The organism is Streptomyces bullii, from assembly GCF_042657145.1.
In the GTDB taxonomy this organism is placed as follows: domain Bacteria; phylum Actinomycetota; class Actinomycetes; order Streptomycetales; family Streptomycetaceae; genus Streptomyces; species Streptomyces bullii.
The window spans coordinates 375,441-393,469 of the sequence record NZ_JBHSNY010000003.1 but is presented as its reverse complement, the minus strand read 5'-3'; the positions used below and the strand labels follow the sequence as shown (position 1 = coordinate 393,469).

13 protein-coding genes are annotated in these 18,029 nt (G+C 72.4%); 8 read left to right on the top strand and 5 right to left on the bottom strand.

The genetic code is table 11. The annotated features are described in order from the left end of the window. Window positions 1-6 precede the first annotated feature (6 nt). Complete coding sequence (locus ACFPZJ_RS09700) at window positions 7-1,257, bottom strand: PP2C family protein-serine/threonine phosphatase (protein ID WP_381019579.1); 1,251 nt, start codon at window positions 1,255-1,257, stop codon at window positions 7-9. 125 nt (window positions 1,258-1,382) lie between these two features. Between ACFPZJ_RS09700 and ACFPZJ_RS09695 the strand changes: the two genes are divergently transcribed. Both ACFPZJ_RS09695 and ACFPZJ_RS09690 read left to right on the top strand, forming a co-directional pair. After that, complete coding sequence (locus ACFPZJ_RS09695) at window positions 1,383-1,823, top strand: hypothetical protein (protein WP_381019577.1); 441 nt, start codon at window positions 1,383-1,385, stop codon at window positions 1,821-1,823. 70 nt (window positions 1,824-1,893) lie between these two features. Continuing rightward, complete coding sequence (locus tag ACFPZJ_RS09690; protein WP_381019575.1) at window positions 1,894-2,814, top strand: hypothetical protein; 921 nt, start codon at window positions 1,894-1,896, stop codon at window positions 2,812-2,814. Here ACFPZJ_RS09690 and ACFPZJ_RS09685 read toward each other — a convergent pair. Next, the gene (locus ACFPZJ_RS09685; protein ID WP_381019574.1) at window positions 2,720-4,081 is read right to left on the bottom strand and encodes an aminotransferase-like domain-containing protein; all 1,362 of its coding nucleotides are present in this window, start codon (window positions 4,079-4,081) and stop codon (window positions 2,720-2,722) included. The two genes, ACFPZJ_RS09690 and ACFPZJ_RS09685, sit on opposite strands and share 95 nt — an antisense overlap. A 120-nt stretch (window positions 4,082-4,201) precedes the next feature. Here ACFPZJ_RS09685 and ACFPZJ_RS09680 point away from each other — a divergent pair, with 120 nt between their 5' ends. Both ACFPZJ_RS09680 and ACFPZJ_RS09675 read left to right on the top strand, forming a co-directional pair. Next, window positions 4,202-5,011, top strand: coding sequence for an alpha/beta fold hydrolase (locus ACFPZJ_RS09680; protein ID WP_381019572.1), 810 nt, complete (start codon window positions 4,202-4,204; stop codon window positions 5,009-5,011). Window positions 5,012-5,084: 73 nt separating this feature from the next. Beyond that, window positions 5,085-6,083 carry an endonuclease/exonuclease/phosphatase family protein gene (locus ACFPZJ_RS09675; protein ID WP_381019570.1) on the top strand — a complete coding sequence of 333 codons (999 nt, stop codon included), beginning with the start codon at window positions 5,085-5,087 and terminating at the stop codon, window positions 6,081-6,083. Between the two features lie 220 nt (window positions 6,084-6,303). On the opposite strand, the gene ACFPZJ_RS09670 is transcribed toward ACFPZJ_RS09675, so the two are convergent. Beyond that, window positions 6,304-8,403 (bottom strand): PhoX family protein, encoded by a 2,100-nt coding sequence (locus ACFPZJ_RS09670; protein WP_381019568.1) that lies wholly within the window; start codon window positions 8,401-8,403, stop codon window positions 6,304-6,306. Window positions 8,404-8,681: 278 nt separating this feature from the next. Between ACFPZJ_RS09670 and ACFPZJ_RS09665 the strand changes: the two genes are divergently transcribed. From ACFPZJ_RS09665 to ACFPZJ_RS09655, 3 genes are all read left to right on the top strand, one after another. Next, window positions 8,682-10,592, top strand: coding sequence for a VWA domain-containing protein (locus tag ACFPZJ_RS09665; protein WP_417801329.1), 1,911 nt, complete (start codon window positions 8,682-8,684; stop codon window positions 10,590-10,592). Window positions 10,593-10,690: 98 nt separating this feature from the next. Beyond that, entirely contained in the window at window positions 10,691-12,307 is a 1,617-nt protein-coding gene (gene metG, locus ACFPZJ_RS09660; RefSeq protein WP_381019565.1) for a methionine--tRNA ligase, read from the top strand. Between the two features lie 121 nt (window positions 12,308-12,428). After that, entirely contained in the window at window positions 12,429-12,794 is a 366-nt protein-coding gene (locus ACFPZJ_RS09655; protein ID WP_381019563.1) for a PH domain-containing protein, read from the top strand. 66 nt (window positions 12,795-12,860) lie between these two features. Here the strand turns inward: ACFPZJ_RS09655 and aspS are convergent, their stop codons facing one another. Then, entirely contained in the window at window positions 12,861-14,624 is a 1,764-nt protein-coding gene (aspS, locus tag ACFPZJ_RS09650) for an aspartate--tRNA ligase (protein ID WP_381019561.1), read from the bottom strand. Window positions 14,625-14,779: 155 nt separating this feature from the next. Between aspS and ACFPZJ_RS09645 the strand changes: the two genes are divergently transcribed. Then, the gene (locus ACFPZJ_RS09645) at window positions 14,780-16,906 is read left to right on the top strand and encodes an ATP-binding SpoIIE family protein phosphatase (protein ID WP_381019559.1); all 2,127 of its coding nucleotides are present in this window, start codon (window positions 14,780-14,782) and stop codon (window positions 16,904-16,906) included. A gap of 80 nt (window positions 16,907-16,986) precedes the next feature. Here ACFPZJ_RS09645 and ACFPZJ_RS09640 read toward each other — a convergent pair whose 3' ends face one another. After that, on the bottom strand, window positions 16,987-17,967 hold the full coding sequence (locus ACFPZJ_RS09640; RefSeq protein WP_381019557.1) for a pirin family protein: 981 nt from the start codon (window positions 17,965-17,967) through the stop codon (window positions 16,987-16,989). Window positions 17,968-18,029: the final 62 nt, after the last annotated feature.

The window sequence follows — 18,029 nt, the reverse complement described above, 5'->3', positions numbered from 1 at the left end:
GGGGCCTCAGCCCCGCAAACGTCCCCGTTCGTGGCCTTCGCCCGCCGCCGGTGCCGCCCACGGCACGACGCGCTGGCCGAGCGGCTCTCCCGCGCGCCGGCGGACGGCGAACACGGTGGTGTCGTCGCCCAGGTGGCCGCCGCAGTGCCGAAGCGTGCCGTCCCGTACGAAGGCGACCAGGCGGGCCGGTTCCGCGAGGCGCGGGTCCTGCCGCACCGCCCGGCCCACCGCGTCGCCGAGCCGGTAGAACGCGCCGTCGGCGTCGCGCGCCTCGGTCACCCCGTCCGTGACGATCAGCAGCGTCTCGGACGGGGCGAGGGGCAGCCGGCGCACCGGCGGCGGGCCGGCGCCCAGGGCTCCGAAGCCGAGCGGGAGGCCGTCACCGGCCGGCAGCGCGCGCACACCGGACGGGCCGACGGCCAGCGGCGGCTCGTGGCCGAAGAGCACGGCGTCCACGGCGTCGGGCGCGTCGTCGGAGAAGCCGATGAGGACGGCCGTGGCGAAACGGTCGCCGTCGTCCCGTCCGAGGGCCGTGGCGTGGTCGCGGTGGCGCAGCATGCGGGTCTCCAGCCGGTCGGCGACGGTGGCCAGGTCCCGCTCGTGGTACGCGGCCTCCCGGAAGGTGCCGAGCAGCGCCGCCGCCGTCTCCACCGCGCCCAGCCCCTTGCCCTGCACGTCGCCGACCAGGACGCGGGTGCCGTGCGGGCCCGGCTGGATGTCGTAGAAGTCGCCGCCGACCCGGGCCTCGGCGTCGGCGGTGAGGTAGACGCCGGCGTGGTCCAGTCCGCCCCATGCGCTGGGCAGCGGGCGCAGCACGGTGCGGCGGACCGTGTCGGCGACGTCCCGCATGTGCAGCGCGCGGGACTCGCCGCGTCTGCGGACCACGCAGGCGAGGGTGGCGAGCAGGCCGCCGATGGCGACGAGCACGAAGTCGGCCGGACCCGACCGGTACTCGTACGGCCAGACGCTGTCCACGGTGATGTAGGTGATGACCGCCAGCGCCGCGAACACGGCCGTGGTCCACACCCCGCAGATCGCGGCGGCGATGCCGGGCACCAGCACCACCCAGGTGATCATCCGGAAGTCGCCGGTGGTGTTCAGGTCGACCGACGGGATCAGGGCGAGCAGCAGCAGCGGCGGCAGCCAGGCCACGCTGTGGCCCTTGAACCGCAGCAGCTGGTGCCGGCCCGGGGCGTCCCGGCGGACGGCCCCGGGGTACCGGTCGCGCAGGCCGTGGCCCCCTTTGCCGTGGCTCACGGCCCCAGCGAAACACGGGGCCGCGCGTGCCGCATCCGGTCCCGGACGCGTCCCCCGCGCCGACTTGCCCGCGGCCCGGCGCCGGTGTGCGCTGGTAGCGGGGGCGGAGAGAGAGGAGTGCTCTCATGGCTCACGCGGCACCCGCGCCCGGCGGGATGAGCAGGCAGCGCCGTACGCCCGACGTCTTCAGCGCCCGGGTCCACACGGCCGCCAAGTGGGCGGTGCCCGTCGTCCTGGGGCTCGTGTACGGCTACTGGGCCGCGGCCAACCGGCGCGACGGCGGGCCGATCACCGGCTGGAACGTGCTGTTCGGCTTCGTGACGGCGTTCGCCTTCATGGTGCTCTACGTCGTCGTGCGGGCGGTGGCCTCACGGCTGAGGCGCGAACCGCACGCGCTGCTGTGGGGCGCGTTCGCCGGCTGCGCGATCGGCTTCCTGTACGTCCAGGGCGGCGCGACCCGGCTGGCGTCCACGGTGCTCGGCCTGGTGGTCGCGGCGGCCTTCTTCGTCATGCTGTTCTACCGCTACTACACGCGTGAGGACGCCGAGGGCCACCGCGTCGCCTGACGGAAACCGCGTACACCCGTTCGCAGCACCGCGGGTCGCGCGTGCGGTCCCCCGGGCCTTGGCTGGGAGGGTGCCCGCACGTCTCCGCAACGCCGTGTCAGCCGCCCTGCTCGCGCTGGCGTGCCTGTGCCTGCCGTTCGGCGCGCTCGCGGCCTGGGCGGCGTACGGGCTGGCGGACACCGGCCGGTACGTCACCGCGATGGCGCCGCTGTCCGCCGACCCCGCCGTGCGCGAGGCGGTGGTGGCGGAGGTCGGGGCCGGGATCCTGCGCGAGGCCGGCGACCGGTCCGGCCACGGGGCCGACGCCGGGCGGCTGCGGCCCTTCGTGTTCGACGCGGTCCGCTCGTTCACCCGTACCGAGGCGTTCCGCACCGCGTGGGACGCGACGAACCGCACCGTCCACGACGCCGTACTGCGCGCCCTGCGCGACGAACGGCCCGGCGCCCGTCCGGTCACCGTCGACCTGGCGCCCGTCGCCGCCCGGGTCACACACCGACTCGCCCGCGACCACCCGCCGTTGGCGTACGTCCCCGTCGAGCACACCGAGGTCCGGGTGCTCCCGGCGCGGGAGGTGGCCGGTCTCCGGAAGGGATACCACGTGCTGGACACCGCCGCGTTCTGGCTGCCGCTCGCCACCGTCGTCCTCGCCGTCGCCGGGATCGCCGTCGCGGCCTGCCGCCGCCGCGCGGTCACGGCCACCGGCCTCGGCACCGCCCTCGGCGGCGCGCTGCTCGTCCTCGCCATCGCGATCGGCCGCCGGCTCACCCTCGCCGGTCTCCCCGACGAGGTGCACCCCTCAGCCGTGGGCGCGGTCTACGACGCCCTCACGGCGACGCTGCGCACCGCCTCCTGGCTCCTGTGCGCGCTGGGCCTCACGGTCGCCTGCACGGCCTGGCTCACCACCCGCTACGGCCCTCCCGCGCGACACCGACGAGCACGCGCAGAGCCCACCGCAGATCCCCCTCCGAAACCGACCCGAGCCCAAGCCTGACCGCACCCGGCGTCCGACCGGGATCAACCGCGAAGGCCCGCCCGGGCGTGACCGCGACACCGTGCGCGGCGGCCGCCGCGGTGAAGGTGTCCGCGCGCCACGGCGCGGGCAGCTCCCACCAGGCGAAGCAGGCGCGCGGATCGGACCGTACGGCCAGCCCCGCGAGTTCCTCGGTGACGATCCGCTGCCGTCGCGCCGCGTCCGCCCGCTTGGCCTCGACGAGACGCGCCACCGTGCCGTCCCCGATCCACCGCACCGCCGCCTCCAGCGCGAAGCGCCCCGCACTCCAGCCTCCGGACCGCACGACGGCGGCCACGGCCTCGACCCGGTGCGGCGGTACGGCCAGGAACCCGACGGTGAGCCCGGGCGCGACCCGCTTGGACAGGCCGTCGACGACATGGGTGAGGGCGGGCGCGTGGGCGGCGAAGGGTCCTTCCTGGCCGGTCGCCGGACCGGCCAGGAAGGACCAGACGCGGTCCTCGACGACGGGGATGCCCAAGTCGTCCACGAGGTCGGCGAGCTGGGCGAGCCGGGCGCCGCTCGTCGTCAGGGACGTCGGATTGTGCAATGTCGGCTGCACGTACAGCGCGGACAGGGGCGCCGAGCGGTGCGCGGCGGCGACGGACCCGGGCCGCAGGCCGTCCTCGTCGACGGCGAGCGGGACCAGCGCGATCCCCAGCCGCGCGGCGATCTCCTTGACCAGCGGATACGTCAGCGGCTCCACGCCGACCCGCCCGCCGGGCCGCACCAGGGAGGCGAGTGCGGCGGCGACGGCCTGGCGGGCGTTGCCCGCGAAGAGCAGCCCGTCCGGGTCGGGGCGCCAGCCGGGAGCGGCCAGCAGCCCGGCCGCGGCCTCACGGGCGGGCGCGGTGCCGGTGGCGGGCGCCGGTCGCAGCGCCTCGGCCAGGACGTCGGGCCGGAGCAACTGCCCGAGGACCGGGGCGAGAAGCTCCGGCTGGCCCGGCGCGGACGGGTAGGTGAGCTCCAGATCGACCCGCGGCTCGGCCGCCCCCGCCACCGCACCCGGCTCGGCGAGCGCCCGCCCGGCGGGCCCGGGCGGGGTGGCCCGTACGAACGTGCCGCGGCCGACCTCGCCGACGACCAGCCCGCGCCGCACGAGTTCGCCGTACACCCGCCCCGCCGTGGACGCGGCGATACCGCGGCGGCGTGCGAACAACCGCTGCGGCGGCAGCCGTTGACCCGGCCGGAGCCGCCCGGCCGTGATGTCGTCCGCGATCCGGTCGGCGATGCGCCGGTAGTCGTCCACGCCCGTCCCCCGTGCCTGTCGTGTCTGTCCTGTCTGCCTGTCCGCTGCCTGCCGTCCGGATTGCACCGAGGGCAAAGATCTTATTGCACCGAGGAGTTGGGCGGATCTAGGGTCGTGGTCATGGCACCCTTCCTCGCATACGAGGACAAAGGCCCCGATCCCTCAGGGTCGCCCCTCGTCCCCCTGTCCCCCGCCGTCCCCCTCGTCCTGGTGCACGGCCACCCCTTCGACCGCACCATGTGGGCCCCCCAACGGGACGCCTTCTCGGCGGCCCGCCGTGTCATCGCCCCCGACCTGCGCGGCTACGGCGCCTCCCCGACCACACCCGCCGTCACGGACTTCTCCGACTTCGCCCAGGACATCGCGGCACTGCTGGACGACCTGGAGGTGGAGACCTTCGTACTCGCCGGCCTGTCCATGGGCGGCCAGATCGCGATGGACTGCTACCGGCAGTTCCCCGACCGCGTCCGCGGCCTGGTCCTCGCCGACACCTTCCCGGCGCCGGAGACCCCGCAGGGCGTCACGGCCCGCAACGCCGTGGCGGACCGCCTGCTGCGCGAGGGCATGCGCGGCTACGCCGACGAGGTCCTGGAGAAGATGGTCTCCCCGTCCGCGGACGCGCGCGTCAAGGCCCACGTCCACCGCATGATGACGGCGACCTCCCCCGAGGGCGCGGCGGCGGCCCTGCGCGCCCGCGCCGGCCGCCCCGACTACCGCACCCTGCTGACCCGCGTCACGGTCCCGGCCCTGGTCGTCGTCGGCAGCGACGACACCTACACCCCCGTCTCCGACGCCGAGGCCATGCACGCCGCCCTGCCCGACTCCACCCTGCACGTCGTCCACGGCGCGGCCCACATGCCGAACCTGGAGAAGCCGCAGGAGTTCAACACGGCGCTGGAGACGTTCCTGGCCCGCGCGGACCGGGCCTAGCAACCATCTGCGCGTACTCTCCGTCTTCCGAGGGAGGATCCGGGCATCCCGCCCGCGAGCGGAAGGCCGGGACGTGGACACTGCGGCTGCCGAACGGACACACACCGACGACCTGCCGGAACGCCGGTCCGGGCACCGGTTCGGCGCCGGTTGCGCCGGGCTGCTGTTCGCCGCGGTGAGCGTGGTGGTCGGCTTCCGCGTCGCCGACAGCGACGGCGCCACGCCGGTACCCCAGTTGCTCGCCTTCCTGCCCTGGCTGCTCCTGCCGACCGGCGCCGGACTGCTGCTCACCCTGCTCGCCCGCTGGTGGGCCGGAACGGTGTGGGGCGTCGCCCTCCTCGGCCTGCTGGCCTGGTTCCTGGACCCGCACGGCACGACCGGCGACCCCGCCGGACGCCCCGTCGCCGAACTGCGCGTCCTCACCTCGAACGTCGAGTTCGGCCAGGCCACCGACGCCCTGGTCGCCGCCGTCCGCCGGGAACGGCCCGACCTCGTGTTCGTGCAGGAGTGCGAGTACAGCTGCGACGCGGCGCTGACGCGCGACCTGGCGGCCACCTACCCGCACCGGAGCGCCGTGACGGGCGGCGGCTCCGAGGGCTCCGTCCTCCTCAGCCGCTTCCCGCTGCGGCCCACCGCCGGTGTCCCCGGCACCATGGGCATGCCCGGCGCCGTCGCCGACGTCCGCGGACACGCCGTACGCCTGCAACTCGCGCACCCGATGCCGCCGCTGCCCCGCGGGACCGGCCTGTGGCGCGACGAACTGGACGCGCTGCGCGACTTCGCGGCGGCCGACCGCACGACGCCGACCGTCCTGGCCGGCGACTTCAACGCCTCCCAGGACCACGCGGCCTTCCGCCGCATCCTCGACACCGGGCTGACCGACGCCGCCCGCCTGACGGGTGCGGACCGGACCCCGACCTGGCCGGCCCGGACCGTCCCGGTCTTCGGCACCCAGATCGACCACGTCCTGGTCTCGGACGACTTCTCCGCCCACCGGGCCCGCTTCCTCGACCTGCCGGACACGGACCACCGGGCGGTGGTCGTCGACCTCACCCTCCACCAGGGCAACTGAGACGGGGGGCGCCCACCGGACCGCACCCACCGGACGGCATCCACCGGACCGCGTCAATCGGCCCCCGCGTGCACCGGTGCCCGCGCGCACCGGGCACGAGCCCGTCGGGCACGAGCCCGTCGGGCACGAGCCCGTCGGACCGGACCGACCGGGCACGCGTCATCGGACCGGGCCCGCCGGAGCGCGCCGGGGGACGTCCCCGCCCGCACGTCACCGCCCGTCACACACCGATGTCGCGGCCGTCCGCACGCCACACGGACACCACCGCCGGCCGCACCAGCTTCCCCGGCCCGTCCGGCCAGGTGCTCGCCGGCTTCTCCACCGACGCGCCGTCGACCTCACCCGGGTGCTGCACCGCCACGAGCACCCGACGGTCCTGGATGATCGGCCCGCAGGTCTCCGCACCGTTCGGCACGGTCAGGAACTGCTTCAGCTCACCGCGCCGCGCACCCCGCGTGGCCACACCGAACAGGCCGTCGTGGGAGCCGAGCTGGGCGCCGTCGGTGGAGATCCACAGGTTGCCGTACGGGTCGAAGGCCACGTTGTCCGGGCAGGAGATCGGGCTGACCCTGTCCTTCGGGAAGCCCGCGAAGTAGGTGGCCGGGTCGTTCGGATCACCGGCGACCAGGAACAGCGACCAGGCGAACCTCGTGCTCTCCGGCCGGTTCCAGCGCTCGGTCAGCTCCAGCACGTGCCCGTGCTTGTTGGCGTTGCGCGGGTTGGCCTCGTCCGCCTTGGCGTTGGTGCCGACACCGCGGTTGGAGTTGTTGGTCAGGGCGACGTACACCTTGCCGGTGACCGGCGAGGGCTCGATGTCCTCGGGCCGGTCCATCTTCGTCGCGCCCACCTTGTCGCCGGCGAGCCGCGTGAAGACGAACACCTCCTCGGCCGTCATGCCATCCACGTGCGAGACCGCCCCGTCCGCCGTGGCGGTGGCCAGCGGTATCCACTCACCGCTGCCGTCGAACTCGCCGTCGGCCGGCAGCTTGCCCGACCCGTCGATCTCGATCGCCGGGGAGTCACCGGTGAGCTTGGCGACGTACAGCGTGCCCTCGTCGAGCAGGGTCATGTTGTACTCGCGGACCGCGCGGGAACTGCCCTTCTTCATCCGCTTGCTGCCGACGAACTTGTAGAAGTAGTCGAACCGCTCGTCGTCACCGGAGTACACGACCGGACGGCCGTCGCGCGTGAGCCGCACGGTCGCCGCCTCGTGCTTGAACCGCCCGAGCGCGGTGTGCTTGCGCGGCGTGGACGTCGGGTCGTACGGGTCGAACTCCACGACGTACCCGAACCGGTGCGCCTCATTGGGCTCCTGGGCGAGGTCGAACCGCTTGTCGAACCGCTCCCACTTGCGCTCGGTGGCCCCGGTCCCGATGCCGTACCGCTTGTCCGTCGCCCGGCTGCCGTTGGCGAAGTACTGGTTGAAGTTCTCCTCGCCGTGCAGGGTCGTGCCCCACGGCGTCGTCCCGCCGGAGCAGTTGTTGAGGGTGCCGAACACCTTCGTGCCGGACGGGTCGGCGGAGGTCTTCACGAGCTCCGACCCGGCGGCCGGGCCGGTCAGCCGGAACTCGGTGGTGGCGGTGACCCGCCGGTTGAGGTGGTGCCGCGGCACGGCGGTGAGCTTCCCGGTCCCGCGGTCCTCCTCCACTACTACGGCGGAGAGCCCGTGCGCCGCCCACGCGATCTCGACCTGCTCCCGGGTCGGGTCGGCGGAGTCGTACCCGCGGAACATGAGCACCTCGTCGGTGTACTCGTGGTTCGCGACGAGCAGCTGCCGGCCGCGCTCACCCGGCAGCGGCAGCAGGGCCAGGAAGTCGCAGTTGTACCCGAACTGCCCGGCCTGCGCCTTGGCGGACTGCCGCTCCGGGTCGAAGGCGGGCGCACCGCGCAGGATGGGCTCGCCCCAGCGGATCACGACGTTCTGCCGGTACCCGTCCGGCACGACGACGGCGTCGGTGGTGTTGGGCGCGACGGGGCTGAAGCGCAGCCCGCGCGCACCGCCGCCCGACCCGCTCTGCGTCCCGGCCGATGTTCCGGCCGCCGTTCCGTCCGCCGCCGGGCTCGCGGCGCCGGCCCGCGGGGCGTTCGCCACGCCCGCGGCCCCCGCACCGGCCGCGGCGACGGTCACGACGGCCGCGGCCCGCATCACCGACCGGCGGCTGAGGGCTCCGGCGATCACGTCGCCGACGTACTCGTTGGAGCTGGTGTTGGGCACCTCGTGGAAGCAGGCGTCACCACACCGGAAACGACAGGTCATGGCGGACCGACCGCCGGGATGCGAACCGGACGGCGTTCCGATCAACGGCAGGAGCTTGCGCACTTTGTTCTCTCCTCGGGTGCCCTTGGTGTCAGCGTGACCGTAGGGGCACATATGCGCGAGAGCCGGGCGCCCGAATGAACAGAGGGTGAACCCGCGGCAACCGTCGTGCAGTTGCCCCCGCCTTGATGTACGAGCGGCACGCAGACCGAATGGATCCCTTGACAGGAACGGCCCCGACCCCCAACCCTGCCGAAGATCGCAGACACGGGCCGCTAACCTTACGTGTCCGTCCTGGCCAGGGATTGACGGGCTTCAACCTCACGCGAAGGGTTGCGCACATGGGCATTCTCACTCTCCTGCGGAACGCGTTCGGCCGGTCACGCAAAGCGAGGGCCGCCGCCGAGCCGGAGGGTGCGGCGCAGGAAACGGCGACTTCGCGGGAGGCGGCTGCTGCCGACGCGACGGCCTCGCGGGGGACCGTTCCCGCGCGCGAGACCGTGCCGCCGGCCTCCCGCGAGGCGGCGTCCGCTGAGGAGCCCAAGCGGCTTCCGTCCCCGGCCGGTGAGCCGGAGCCCGCGTCGGCGACCCACATCCCCGAACCGCGCGAGGAACACGATCTCGTCGCCGCGGCCTTCGACAACGTGACGGTCCCGAGGCCGACCCGCCCCGAACAACGAGAGCACCCTGCGGAGGACGAGCGGAGGGTGGCGGAGCCGACGGCGGATGAGTCCGCAGCGGCTGAGCCGGTGGTGTCTGAGTCGGCGGCTGAGCCGACCGTGGCTGAGCCGGTCGGGACGCCTGCGGTGGAGGAACCGGCAGCGGCTGAGTCCGCAGCGGCTGAGCCGACGGTGGAGGAGTCGGCCGTGGCTGAGCCGGTCGCCGAGCCGGCGGTGGAGGAACCGGCAGCGGCCGAGCCGACGGTGGCTGAGGAGTCGGTGACGGAGCGGGAGGCGGAGCCCGAGCCGGTGGCCGAGAACGAGCCGCCGGTCGCCGAGGAGCAGCCCACGGTGGCTGAGCGGAAGACCGACGAAGCGCCGGTCGCCGAGGAGAAGGCTGCGACCGCCGAGGAGCAGCCCGCGGCAGCCGACGAGCCGAAGACCGAGGCCGAGCCGGTCGAACCGGTCGCCGACGAGGATCCTGCCACCGCCGAGGAGCCGAAGGCCGAGGCCGAGCCGGTGACGCAGGCGGTCCCGGAGGCCGAGCCCGAGCCCGAGGCCGAGCCGGTGACGCAGGCGGTCCCGGAGGCCGAGCCCGAGGCCGAGGCCGAGGCGCCCCAGCCGCAGGAGCCGGTCGCCGAGGACACCTCCGAGGGGACCGAGAAGCCCGAACCGCAGGCGGAGGAGACCCCCGAGCCCCAGCCCGAGCCCGAGGCGGAACCGGCCGAGACCGCGACCCCCGACCCCAAGCCCGAGCCGATCGCAGCGGCGGCCGCGCCCGAGCCGGAGGCAGCCCCCGAACCCGCAGCCGCCGACGGCGAGCCCGCCCCGCAGGGGCCCCCCGCAGCCGACGACGAAAGCCGCACAGGTGGTGCGGGTGGGGACACCTCCACGGCCGACGGCGAAGCCGAGGCCGAGAAGCCCGGCGCCCCCGCCACCCCCGCCACCCACCTCCGCTCCCACGCCCCCGGACTCACCACCGCCTACAAGGCCGCCGGCACTGCCCTCGAGAAGCACGACCTCACCGGCGCCCGCGCCAAGGTGCACCTCGTCCTGGACCGCTCCGCGTCCATGCGCCCGTACTACAAGGACGGCTCCGCCCAGGCCCTCGCCGAGCAGTCCCTCGCCCTGGCCGCCCACCTCGACCCCGAGGCCACGGTCCACGTCGTCTTCTTCTCCACCGAACTCGACGGCACCACCGACCTCACCCTCACCGACCACGAGAACAAGATCGACACCGTGCACGCCGAGCTCGGCCGCATGGGCCGTACGAGCTACCACGTGGCGGTCGAGGAAGTGATCGCGCACCACACCAGGACCACCGACCCGGGCACGCCCGCCCTGGTGATCTTCCAGACGGACGGCGCCCCCGACGCCAAGACCCCCGCCACCCAGGCCCTGACCGAGGCGGCGAAGAACCACCCCTCCGTCTTCTTCTCCTTCGTCGCCTTCGGCGACCCGGAGAACAAGGCCTTCGACTACCTCCGCAAGCTCAAGACCCCGAACACGGCGCACTTCCTGGCCGGCGAAACCCCGCGCGAGCTGACGGACAAGGAGTTCTACGAGGCCGTACTGGCCGGCTGGCGCCCGTGAGCACACGACGCGGCACGTGACAGCCCGGGGGGTGGACAGCGGTCCACCCCCCGAAACGCATGTGAGTCGATCTTCACGGGGCCAGTAGGATTTCGACCATGGCGGCCACTGGATCCGAGAAGCAGGGTGGAAAGGCGTTCTACGTCTCCACCCCCATCTATTACGTCAACGACGCTCCTCACCTGGGCCACGCCTACACGACCGTCGCAGGGGACGTGCTCACGCGCTGGCACCGTCAGCGCGGCGAGAAGGTGTGGTACCTCACCGGCACGGACGAGCACGGTCAGAAGATCATGCGCACCGCCGACGCCAACGGGGTGACCCCGCAGGAGTGGTGCGACAAGCTCGTGGAGGAGGCCTGGAAGCCCCTCTGGGAACACCTCGACATCGCGAACGACGACTTCATCCGCACCACGCAGAAGCGGCACACCGACCGTGTGCAGGAGTTCGTCCAGGATCTCTACGACAAGGGAGAGATCTACAAGGGCGGCTACGAGGGCCCGTACTGCGTGGGCTGCGAGGAGTACAAGCTCCCCGGTGAGCTGCTCGACGGCGAGGGCGAGTACGCGGGGCAGAAGCTGTGCCCGGTGCACAAGAAGCCGGTGGAGATCCTCAAGGAGGAGAACTACTTCTTCAAGCTGAGCGAGTACGCCGACAAGCTGCTCGCCCACTACGAGGCCCACCCGGAGTTCATCCAGCCCGAGTCCGCGCGCAACGAGGTCGTGAACTTCGTACGCCAGGGCCTGCAGGACCTCTCCATCTCCCGCTCCACCTTCGACTGGGGCATCCCGATCCCCTGGGACGACAAGCACGTCATCTACGTGTGGGTCGACGCGCTGCTGAACTACGCGACGGCGGTCGGCTACAACGAGAACCCGGAGAAGTTCGAGTCGACGTTCCCGGCGAACGTGCATCTGGTCGGCAAGGACATCCTCCGCTTCCACGCGATCATCTGGCCGGCGATGCTGATGGCGCAGGGCCTGCCGCTGCCGGGGAAGATCGCGGCCAACGGCTGGCTGATGGTCGGCGGCGAGAAGATGAGCAAGTCCAACCTGACGGGCATCAAGCCGCAGGACCTGACCTCGCACTTCGGCGTGGACGCGTACCGCTGGTACTTCCTGCGCGCGATCGCCTTCGGCCAGGACGGCTCCTTCTCCTGGGAGGACTTCTCCGCCCGCTACACCAGCGAGCTGGCGAACGACTACGGCAACCTCGCCTCCCGCGTGGCGGCGATGGTCGGCAAGTACTTCGGCGGTGAGCTGCCGGCCTCGACGGCCGACGGCGAGGCCGAGAAGGCCATCCACGACGGCCTCGCGAAGGCGGTCGCGGAGGCGGACCGGAAGATCGGCGAGGAGCTGGACTTCCAGGGCGGCATCCTGGCGGTCTTCGACTTCGTCAAGCAGGTCAACGGCTACATCACCGAGCAGGAGCCCTGGAAGGTCGCCAAGGACACGTCCGAGGAGGGCAAGGCCCGCCTCGCGACGATCCTCTACACGGCGGCGGAGTCCCTGCGCGCCGTGGCCGTCCTCCTCAACCCGGTCATGCCGGAGACCTCCCAGAAGCTCTGGGACTCCCTGGGCGCGGAGGCCTCCCTCGGCGCCCTCGCGGACCAGCGGGTCCAGGAGACCGGCGACTGGGGCAGGCTGCCCGCCGGTTCCACGGTCACCAAGGGCGCGGTGCTCTTCCCGCGTCTCGAGGAGAAGCCGACCGCGTAACGCGCTCGCTACAGCGAGGGGCCCGGGAGAGCGAGAGTCTTCTCCCGGGCCCCTCGCTTTGCGAAGATCACGTGCAGGGCGGCCGTCCGGCCGCCGGCACTCACGTGGGGGGATCCACACCATGGCACTGTTCGGCAACGCGCACAGCATCGACCCGGGCCAGGCGGCGCAGGACTACGCGCGCCTCCTCGGCCACGGCGAGCAGGTGCACGCCGCCTACCTGCTGATCCGCGACACCATCCTGTTCACCGACCGCCGTCTGATCCTGGTCGACAAGCAGGGCATCACCGGCAAGAAGGTGGAGTACCACTCGGTCCCGTACCGCAGCATCACCCACTTCTCCGTGGAGACCGCCGGCACCTTCGACCTGGACGCCGAACTGAAGATCTGGATCTCCGGCACCCCCACCCCCATCGAGAAGACCTTTACCAAGGGCGTCGACATCTACGAGGTCCAGGCGATCCTGACCCAGTTCGTGGCTCGCTGACGCCGAGTCCTGGGTACGACAGCGGCCCGGAACCGGGTTCGGTTCCGGGCCGTTCGTGCCGGTGGACTACTTCGGCTGCGGCTTCCGCACCGACAGGTGCAGTTCCTTCAGGCGGGACTCGTCCAGCACGGTCGGCGCACCCATCATCAGGTCCTGGGCGTTGCCGTTGAGCGGGAAGGCGATCGTCTCGCGGATGTTGGGCTCGTCGGCGAGGAGCATGACGATGCGGTCGACACCCGGTGCGATACCGCCGTGCGGCGGGGCGCCGAAGCGGAACGCGCGCAGCATGCCGGCGAACTCGCGCTCGGTGGTCTCCCGGTCGTACCCGGCGATCTCGAAGGCCTTGAGCATGACCTCCGGCTCGTGGTTCCGGATCGCGCCGGAGGACAGCTCGACGCCGTTGCAGACGATGTCGTACTGCCAGGCCAGGATGTCCAGCGGGTCCTGGGTCTCCAGGGCCTCCAGGCCGCCCTGCGGCATGGAGAACGGGTTGTGCGAGAAGTCGATCCGGCCGGTCTCCTCGTCCTTCTCGTACATCGGGAAGTCGACGATCCAGCAGAACCGGAAGACGCCCTCCTCGAAGTGGCCGGCACGCTTGGCGGCCTCGACGCGGACCGCGCCCATGATCTTGGAGACCTCGTCGAACTCGCCGGCGCCGAAGAACACCGCGTGGCCGGGGGCCAGCGACAGGCGCTTGGTCAGCTCGGCGATGTTCTCCTCGGTGAGGAACTTCGCGATCGGGCCGGACAGCGAGCCGTCCTCGCCGACCCGCACCCAGGCCAGGCCCTTGGCCCCCTGGGAGACGGCGTAGTCGCCGAGCTGGTCGAAGAACTTGCGGGGCTGCGCGGACACGTCCGGCACCGGCAGGGCCCGTACGTGCTTGCCCGCGAACGCCTTGAACTCCGAGCCCTCGAAGATGTCGGTGATGTCGACGAGTTCCAGCTTGGCGCGCAGGTCCGGCTTGTCGGAGCCGTACTTCAGCATCGCCTCGCGGAACGGGATCCGCGGGAACGGCGAGGTGACGTGACGGCCGCCGCCGAACTCCTCGAACAGCTCCGTCATCAGCTTCTCGATCGGCTGGAAGACGTCCTCCTGCTCGACGAAGCTCATCTCGACGTCGAGCTGGTAGAACTCGCCCGGCGAGCGGTCGGCGCGGGCGTCCTCGTCGCGGAAGCAGGGCGCGATCTGGAAGTAGCGGTCGAAGCCGGAGATCATCAGCAGCTGCTTGAACTGCTGCGGGGCCTGCGGCAGGGCGTAGAACTTGCCCGGGTGCAGACGGGAGGGGACCACGAAGTCACGGGCGCCCTCGGGGGAGGTCGCGGTGAGGATCGGGGTCGCGAGCTCGTTGAAGCCCATCGCCGACATCTTCTGCCGGATCGTCGAGATGACCTGCGTACGCAGCATGATGTTGCGGTGCATGCGCTCGCGGCGCAGGTCGAGGAAGCGGTACTCCAGGCGCCGCTCCTCGTTGACCCCGTCCTCGGCGTTGATCGTGAAGGGGAGGGGGGCCGCGGTGCCGAGCACCTCCACCTCGCCGACCTCGATCTCGATCTCGCCGGTCGGCAGGTCCGGGTTCACGTTCTCCGCGCCACGCGAGACGACCTGGCCGTCGACCCGTACGACGGTCTCCTTGGAGAGCTTGTCGAGGGCCTCGTACGCCTCGGTGCCCGGACGGGCGACGAGCTGCGTGATGCCGTAGTGGTCGCGCAGATCGATGAAGAGGATGCCGCCCAGGTCGCGCCGATTGTGCAGCCAGCCACTCAGCCGGACGTCGGTGCCGACGTCAGAGGCGCGGAGCTCGCCGCAGGTGTGGGACCTGTACCGATGCATCGTCGTTCATCCAGTCTTCGCGGATCGGGGTCTGTGTTTCACGTGAAACAGGTCCCAGCGTACCGGGCACCCAAAGATCGCCTCTCCCCCATAACGATCGTGCACGCTTCCGCTTTCGGTGGCAGCGTTCGAGCGCCTCTTCTTAAAGTAGGGCAATGCGCACTGGTGAGCCCCTGCCCGCCGTGGGGGACGTCCTCGCCGCTCTCGCGACCGGCCTGTGGCACTGGAACACCGCCTCCGGGCTGGTCACGGTCGACGCCGAGGCCGCACGGCTGCTGGGGCTGCCCGCCGAGCAGGTCAGCCTCACGGAGGCCCAGGTGCGGGCCCGGCTGCACCCGGTCGACTGGAACGAGATCACCGGGGTGGTGCAGCTCGCCGCCGCCGAGGGCACGCTCGCCGAGGTGCGGGTCCGCGTCATGGACGAGCGGGGCCGGGTGGTCCGCGTCGTCCGCAGCCGCTCCAAGCCCTCCTTCGACCGTGTCCGCAAGGCGTACGAGCTCATCGGCACCCTCCAGGAAGTCACCGAACCGGCGCCCGGCACCCCCGCCGGGCGCAGCGCCGTCACCGGCGACTGGCGGCGTTCACGGGAGGCGTTCCTGCTGGACGCGGGCCGGGCGCTGGCCGAGGCACGGTCGACGGAGGAGGTGCTGCGGGTCACGGCCAACCTGTCGATGCCGGGATTCACACCGGACGGGCTCGCGGTGTTCGGCGTGCAGGGCGACCGGCTCACGGTCATCGGCCACCACGGGCACGAGCCCGGCGACGAGGGCCCGTTCTCCCACATGGCGCTGGCCACGGACTATCCGGCCGCCGAGGTGGTGCGCACGGGCCGGGCGGTCTACCTCTCCTCCCCCGAGCAGTACAAGGACCGCTACCCGCTGACCTGGCCGCTCGCCGAGCGCTTCGGACGCCGCTCCTGGGCGTTCCTGCCGCTGGTCGTGGCCGGCCGCACCATGGGCGCCTGGATGGCGGCCTTCGCCTATCCGGTGGCGTTCACGCCGGACGAGCGCTCGGTGCTGACGACGGTGGCGCGGATGCTGGCGCAGGCCCTGTCCCGGGCGGGCGCGGCCGAGAGCGAGCGCGAGCTGACCGACGGGCTGCAGCGCACGATGCTGCCGCAGCTGGGCCCGCAGCGGATACCCGGCATGAGCGTGGCCGCCCGCTACGTGCCCACCGGCGGCGGTCTCCAGGTCGGCGGCGACTGGTACGACGTGATCCCGCTGCCCAGTGGGCGCTTCGCGCTGGTCATCGGCGACGTCCAGGGCCATGACGTCAGGGCGGCCGGGCTGATGGGCCAGCTGCGGATCGCGCTGCGTGCGTATGCCTCCGAGGGCCACCGGCCCGACGCCGTCCTCTCCCGCGCCTCCCGCTTCCTGCACGGCATCAACGAGGCGGACCCGGCCGAGCTGCGCTTCGCGACCTGTCTGTACGTCGAGGTCGACCCCGCCGCCGGCGTCCTGGAGGTGGCCCGCGCCGGGCACCCCGACCCGGTGATCCGTATGGCGGACGGGACGGTGCTGACCCGGCCGACGGCGGGCGGGCTTCCCCTGGGCATCGATCCGGACGCGGACTACCCCACCACACGGATCGTCCTGGAGCCTGGCGAGACCATGCTGCTCTGCACCGACGGCCTGATCGAGACGGGCGGGCACGACCTGGAGACCGGCTGGCAGCGGCTGCGGAGCATCCTGGAGGAACACAAGGGCGAGCTGGAGGAACTCGCCGACGCCCTGGTGCAGGCCGTGCACGGGCCGACCTCCCACCACACCACCGGGCCGCTGGCCGACCGGCGCGAGGACGACATCGCGGTGCTGCTGCTGTGCCGGGAGGGCGAGGGCTGCGGCTGCGGCGGCGCCCTGTCCGTACGGCCTGCCGTACGCCGCACCATGCTGACGGTCGCGCAGGCCGAGCCGGAGCGGGTCGCGGTGGCCCGGCAGCAGCTGCGCGAGCTGCTGCACGACTGGGCCTCGCCCGACCAGGTGGACTCGGCGGTGCTGCTGCTGTCCGAGACGCTCACCAACGTCCTCGTGCACACCGACACCGACGCCCTGCTGACCGCACAGGTCGCGGGCGAGCCGGGCGAGCGGCGGATGAGGGTCGAGGTCACCGACGCCAGCGACGACCTGCCGCACAAGCGCAGACCGGGGGAGCTGGCCTCCTCCGGACGCGGCCTGATACTGATCGAACTGCTCGCCCACGCCTGGGGAGTCGACCCGCGCGGCGAGGGAAAGACCACCTGGTTCGAGTTCCACGAGTCCCTCGACGGATCGGGCGGCCTCTGATCACAGCCGCGCGAGAGCGACGGCGGAGAGCCCCGTCCGCGCCGCGGACGGGGCTCTCCCCTGGAGCGTGTCAGGCCGTGTCAGGCCTGTTCGGGCCCGCCCTCGGACATCCCGTGCACCGCCGGGATCGTCCCCAGCCGGCCCTTCTGGAAGTCCTCGAAGGCCTGCATCAGCTCCTCCTTCGTGTTCATCACGAAGGGGCCGTAGTGGGCCATCGGCTCACGGATCGGCCGCCCACCGAGGAGGACGACCTCCAGGTCCGGGGTGTGGGAGTCCTGCCTCTCGTCCGCGCGGACGGTCAGCGAGGACCCGGCGCCGAAGACGGCGGTCTGGCCCTGGTGGACCGGGCGGCGCTCGGTGCCGACCGCGCCGCGGCCTGCCAGGACGTACGCCAGGCCGTTGAAGTCCTCGCGCCACGGCAGGGTGATCTCCGCGCCCGGCGCCAGCGTCGCGTGGATCATCGTGATCGGCGTGTGCGTGATGCCGGGACCCTGGTGGCCGTCCAGCTCACCGGCGATGACGCGCAGCAGCGCGCCGCCGTCGGGGGAGGTGAGCAGCTGGACGGAGCCGCCGCGGATGTCCTGGTACCTCGGGGGCATCATCTTGTCCTTGGCCGGGAGGTTCACCCACAGCTGCAGACCGTGGAAGAGGCCACCGGACATGACGAGGTGCTCCGGCGGGGCCTCGATGTGCAGCAGGCCCGCGCCCGCGGTCATCCACTGGGTGTCGCCGTTGGTGATGGTGCCGCCACCGCCGTTGGAGTCCTGGTGGTCGAAGATCCCGTCGATGATGTACGTGACGGTCTCGAAGCCGCGGTGCGGATGCCAGGGGGTGCCCTTGGGCTCGCCCGGCGCGTACTCCACCTCGCCCATCTGGTCCATCATGATGAACGGGTCGAGGTAGCGGTAGTTGATCCCCGCGAACGCCCGGCGCACCGGGAAGCCCTCGCCCTCGAAACCGCTCGGCGCGGTCGTGACGGCGAGCACGGGACGCGCCACGGCGTCGGCGGGAGCGGTCACCCGGGGCAGCGTCAACGGGTTCTCGACGGTCACTGCAGGCATGTCGGTACCTCCTCGGTCTACGCCCAATTTAGTTGAGCGTTGAACTTTCTGCCACCCCCAAC

What these genes read in the sequence shown, in the direction of transcription:
- ACFPZJ_RS09645 (WP_381019559.1), top strand. Translation starts at nt 14,780, where the DNA reads ATGCGCACTGGTGAGCCCCTGCCCGCCGTGGGGGACGTCCTCGCCGCT.
- ACFPZJ_RS09680 (WP_381019572.1), top strand. Translation starts at nt 4,202, where the DNA reads ATGGCACCCTTCCTCGCATACGAGGACAAAGGCCCCGATCCCTCAGGG.
- ACFPZJ_RS09640 (WP_381019557.1), bottom strand. Translation starts at nt 17,967, where the DNA reads ATGCCTGCAGTGACCGTCGAGAACCCGTTGACGCTGCCCCGGGTGACC.
- metG (WP_381019565.1), top strand. Translation starts at nt 10,691, where the DNA reads ATGGCGGCCACTGGATCCGAGAAGCAGGGTGGAAAGGCGTTCTACGTC.
- ACFPZJ_RS09665 (WP_417801329.1), top strand. Translation starts at nt 8,682, where the DNA reads ATGGGCATTCTCACTCTCCTGCGGAACGCGTTCGGCCGGTCACGCAAA.
- ACFPZJ_RS09695 (WP_381019577.1), top strand. Translation starts at nt 1,383, where the DNA reads ATGGCTCACGCGGCACCCGCGCCCGGCGGGATGAGCAGGCAGCGCCGT.
- aspS (WP_381019561.1), bottom strand. Translation starts at nt 14,624, where the DNA reads ATGCATCGGTACAGGTCCCACACCTGCGGCGAGCTCCGCGCCTCTGAC.
- ACFPZJ_RS09655 (WP_381019563.1), top strand. Translation starts at nt 12,429, where the DNA reads ATGGCACTGTTCGGCAACGCGCACAGCATCGACCCGGGCCAGGCGGCG.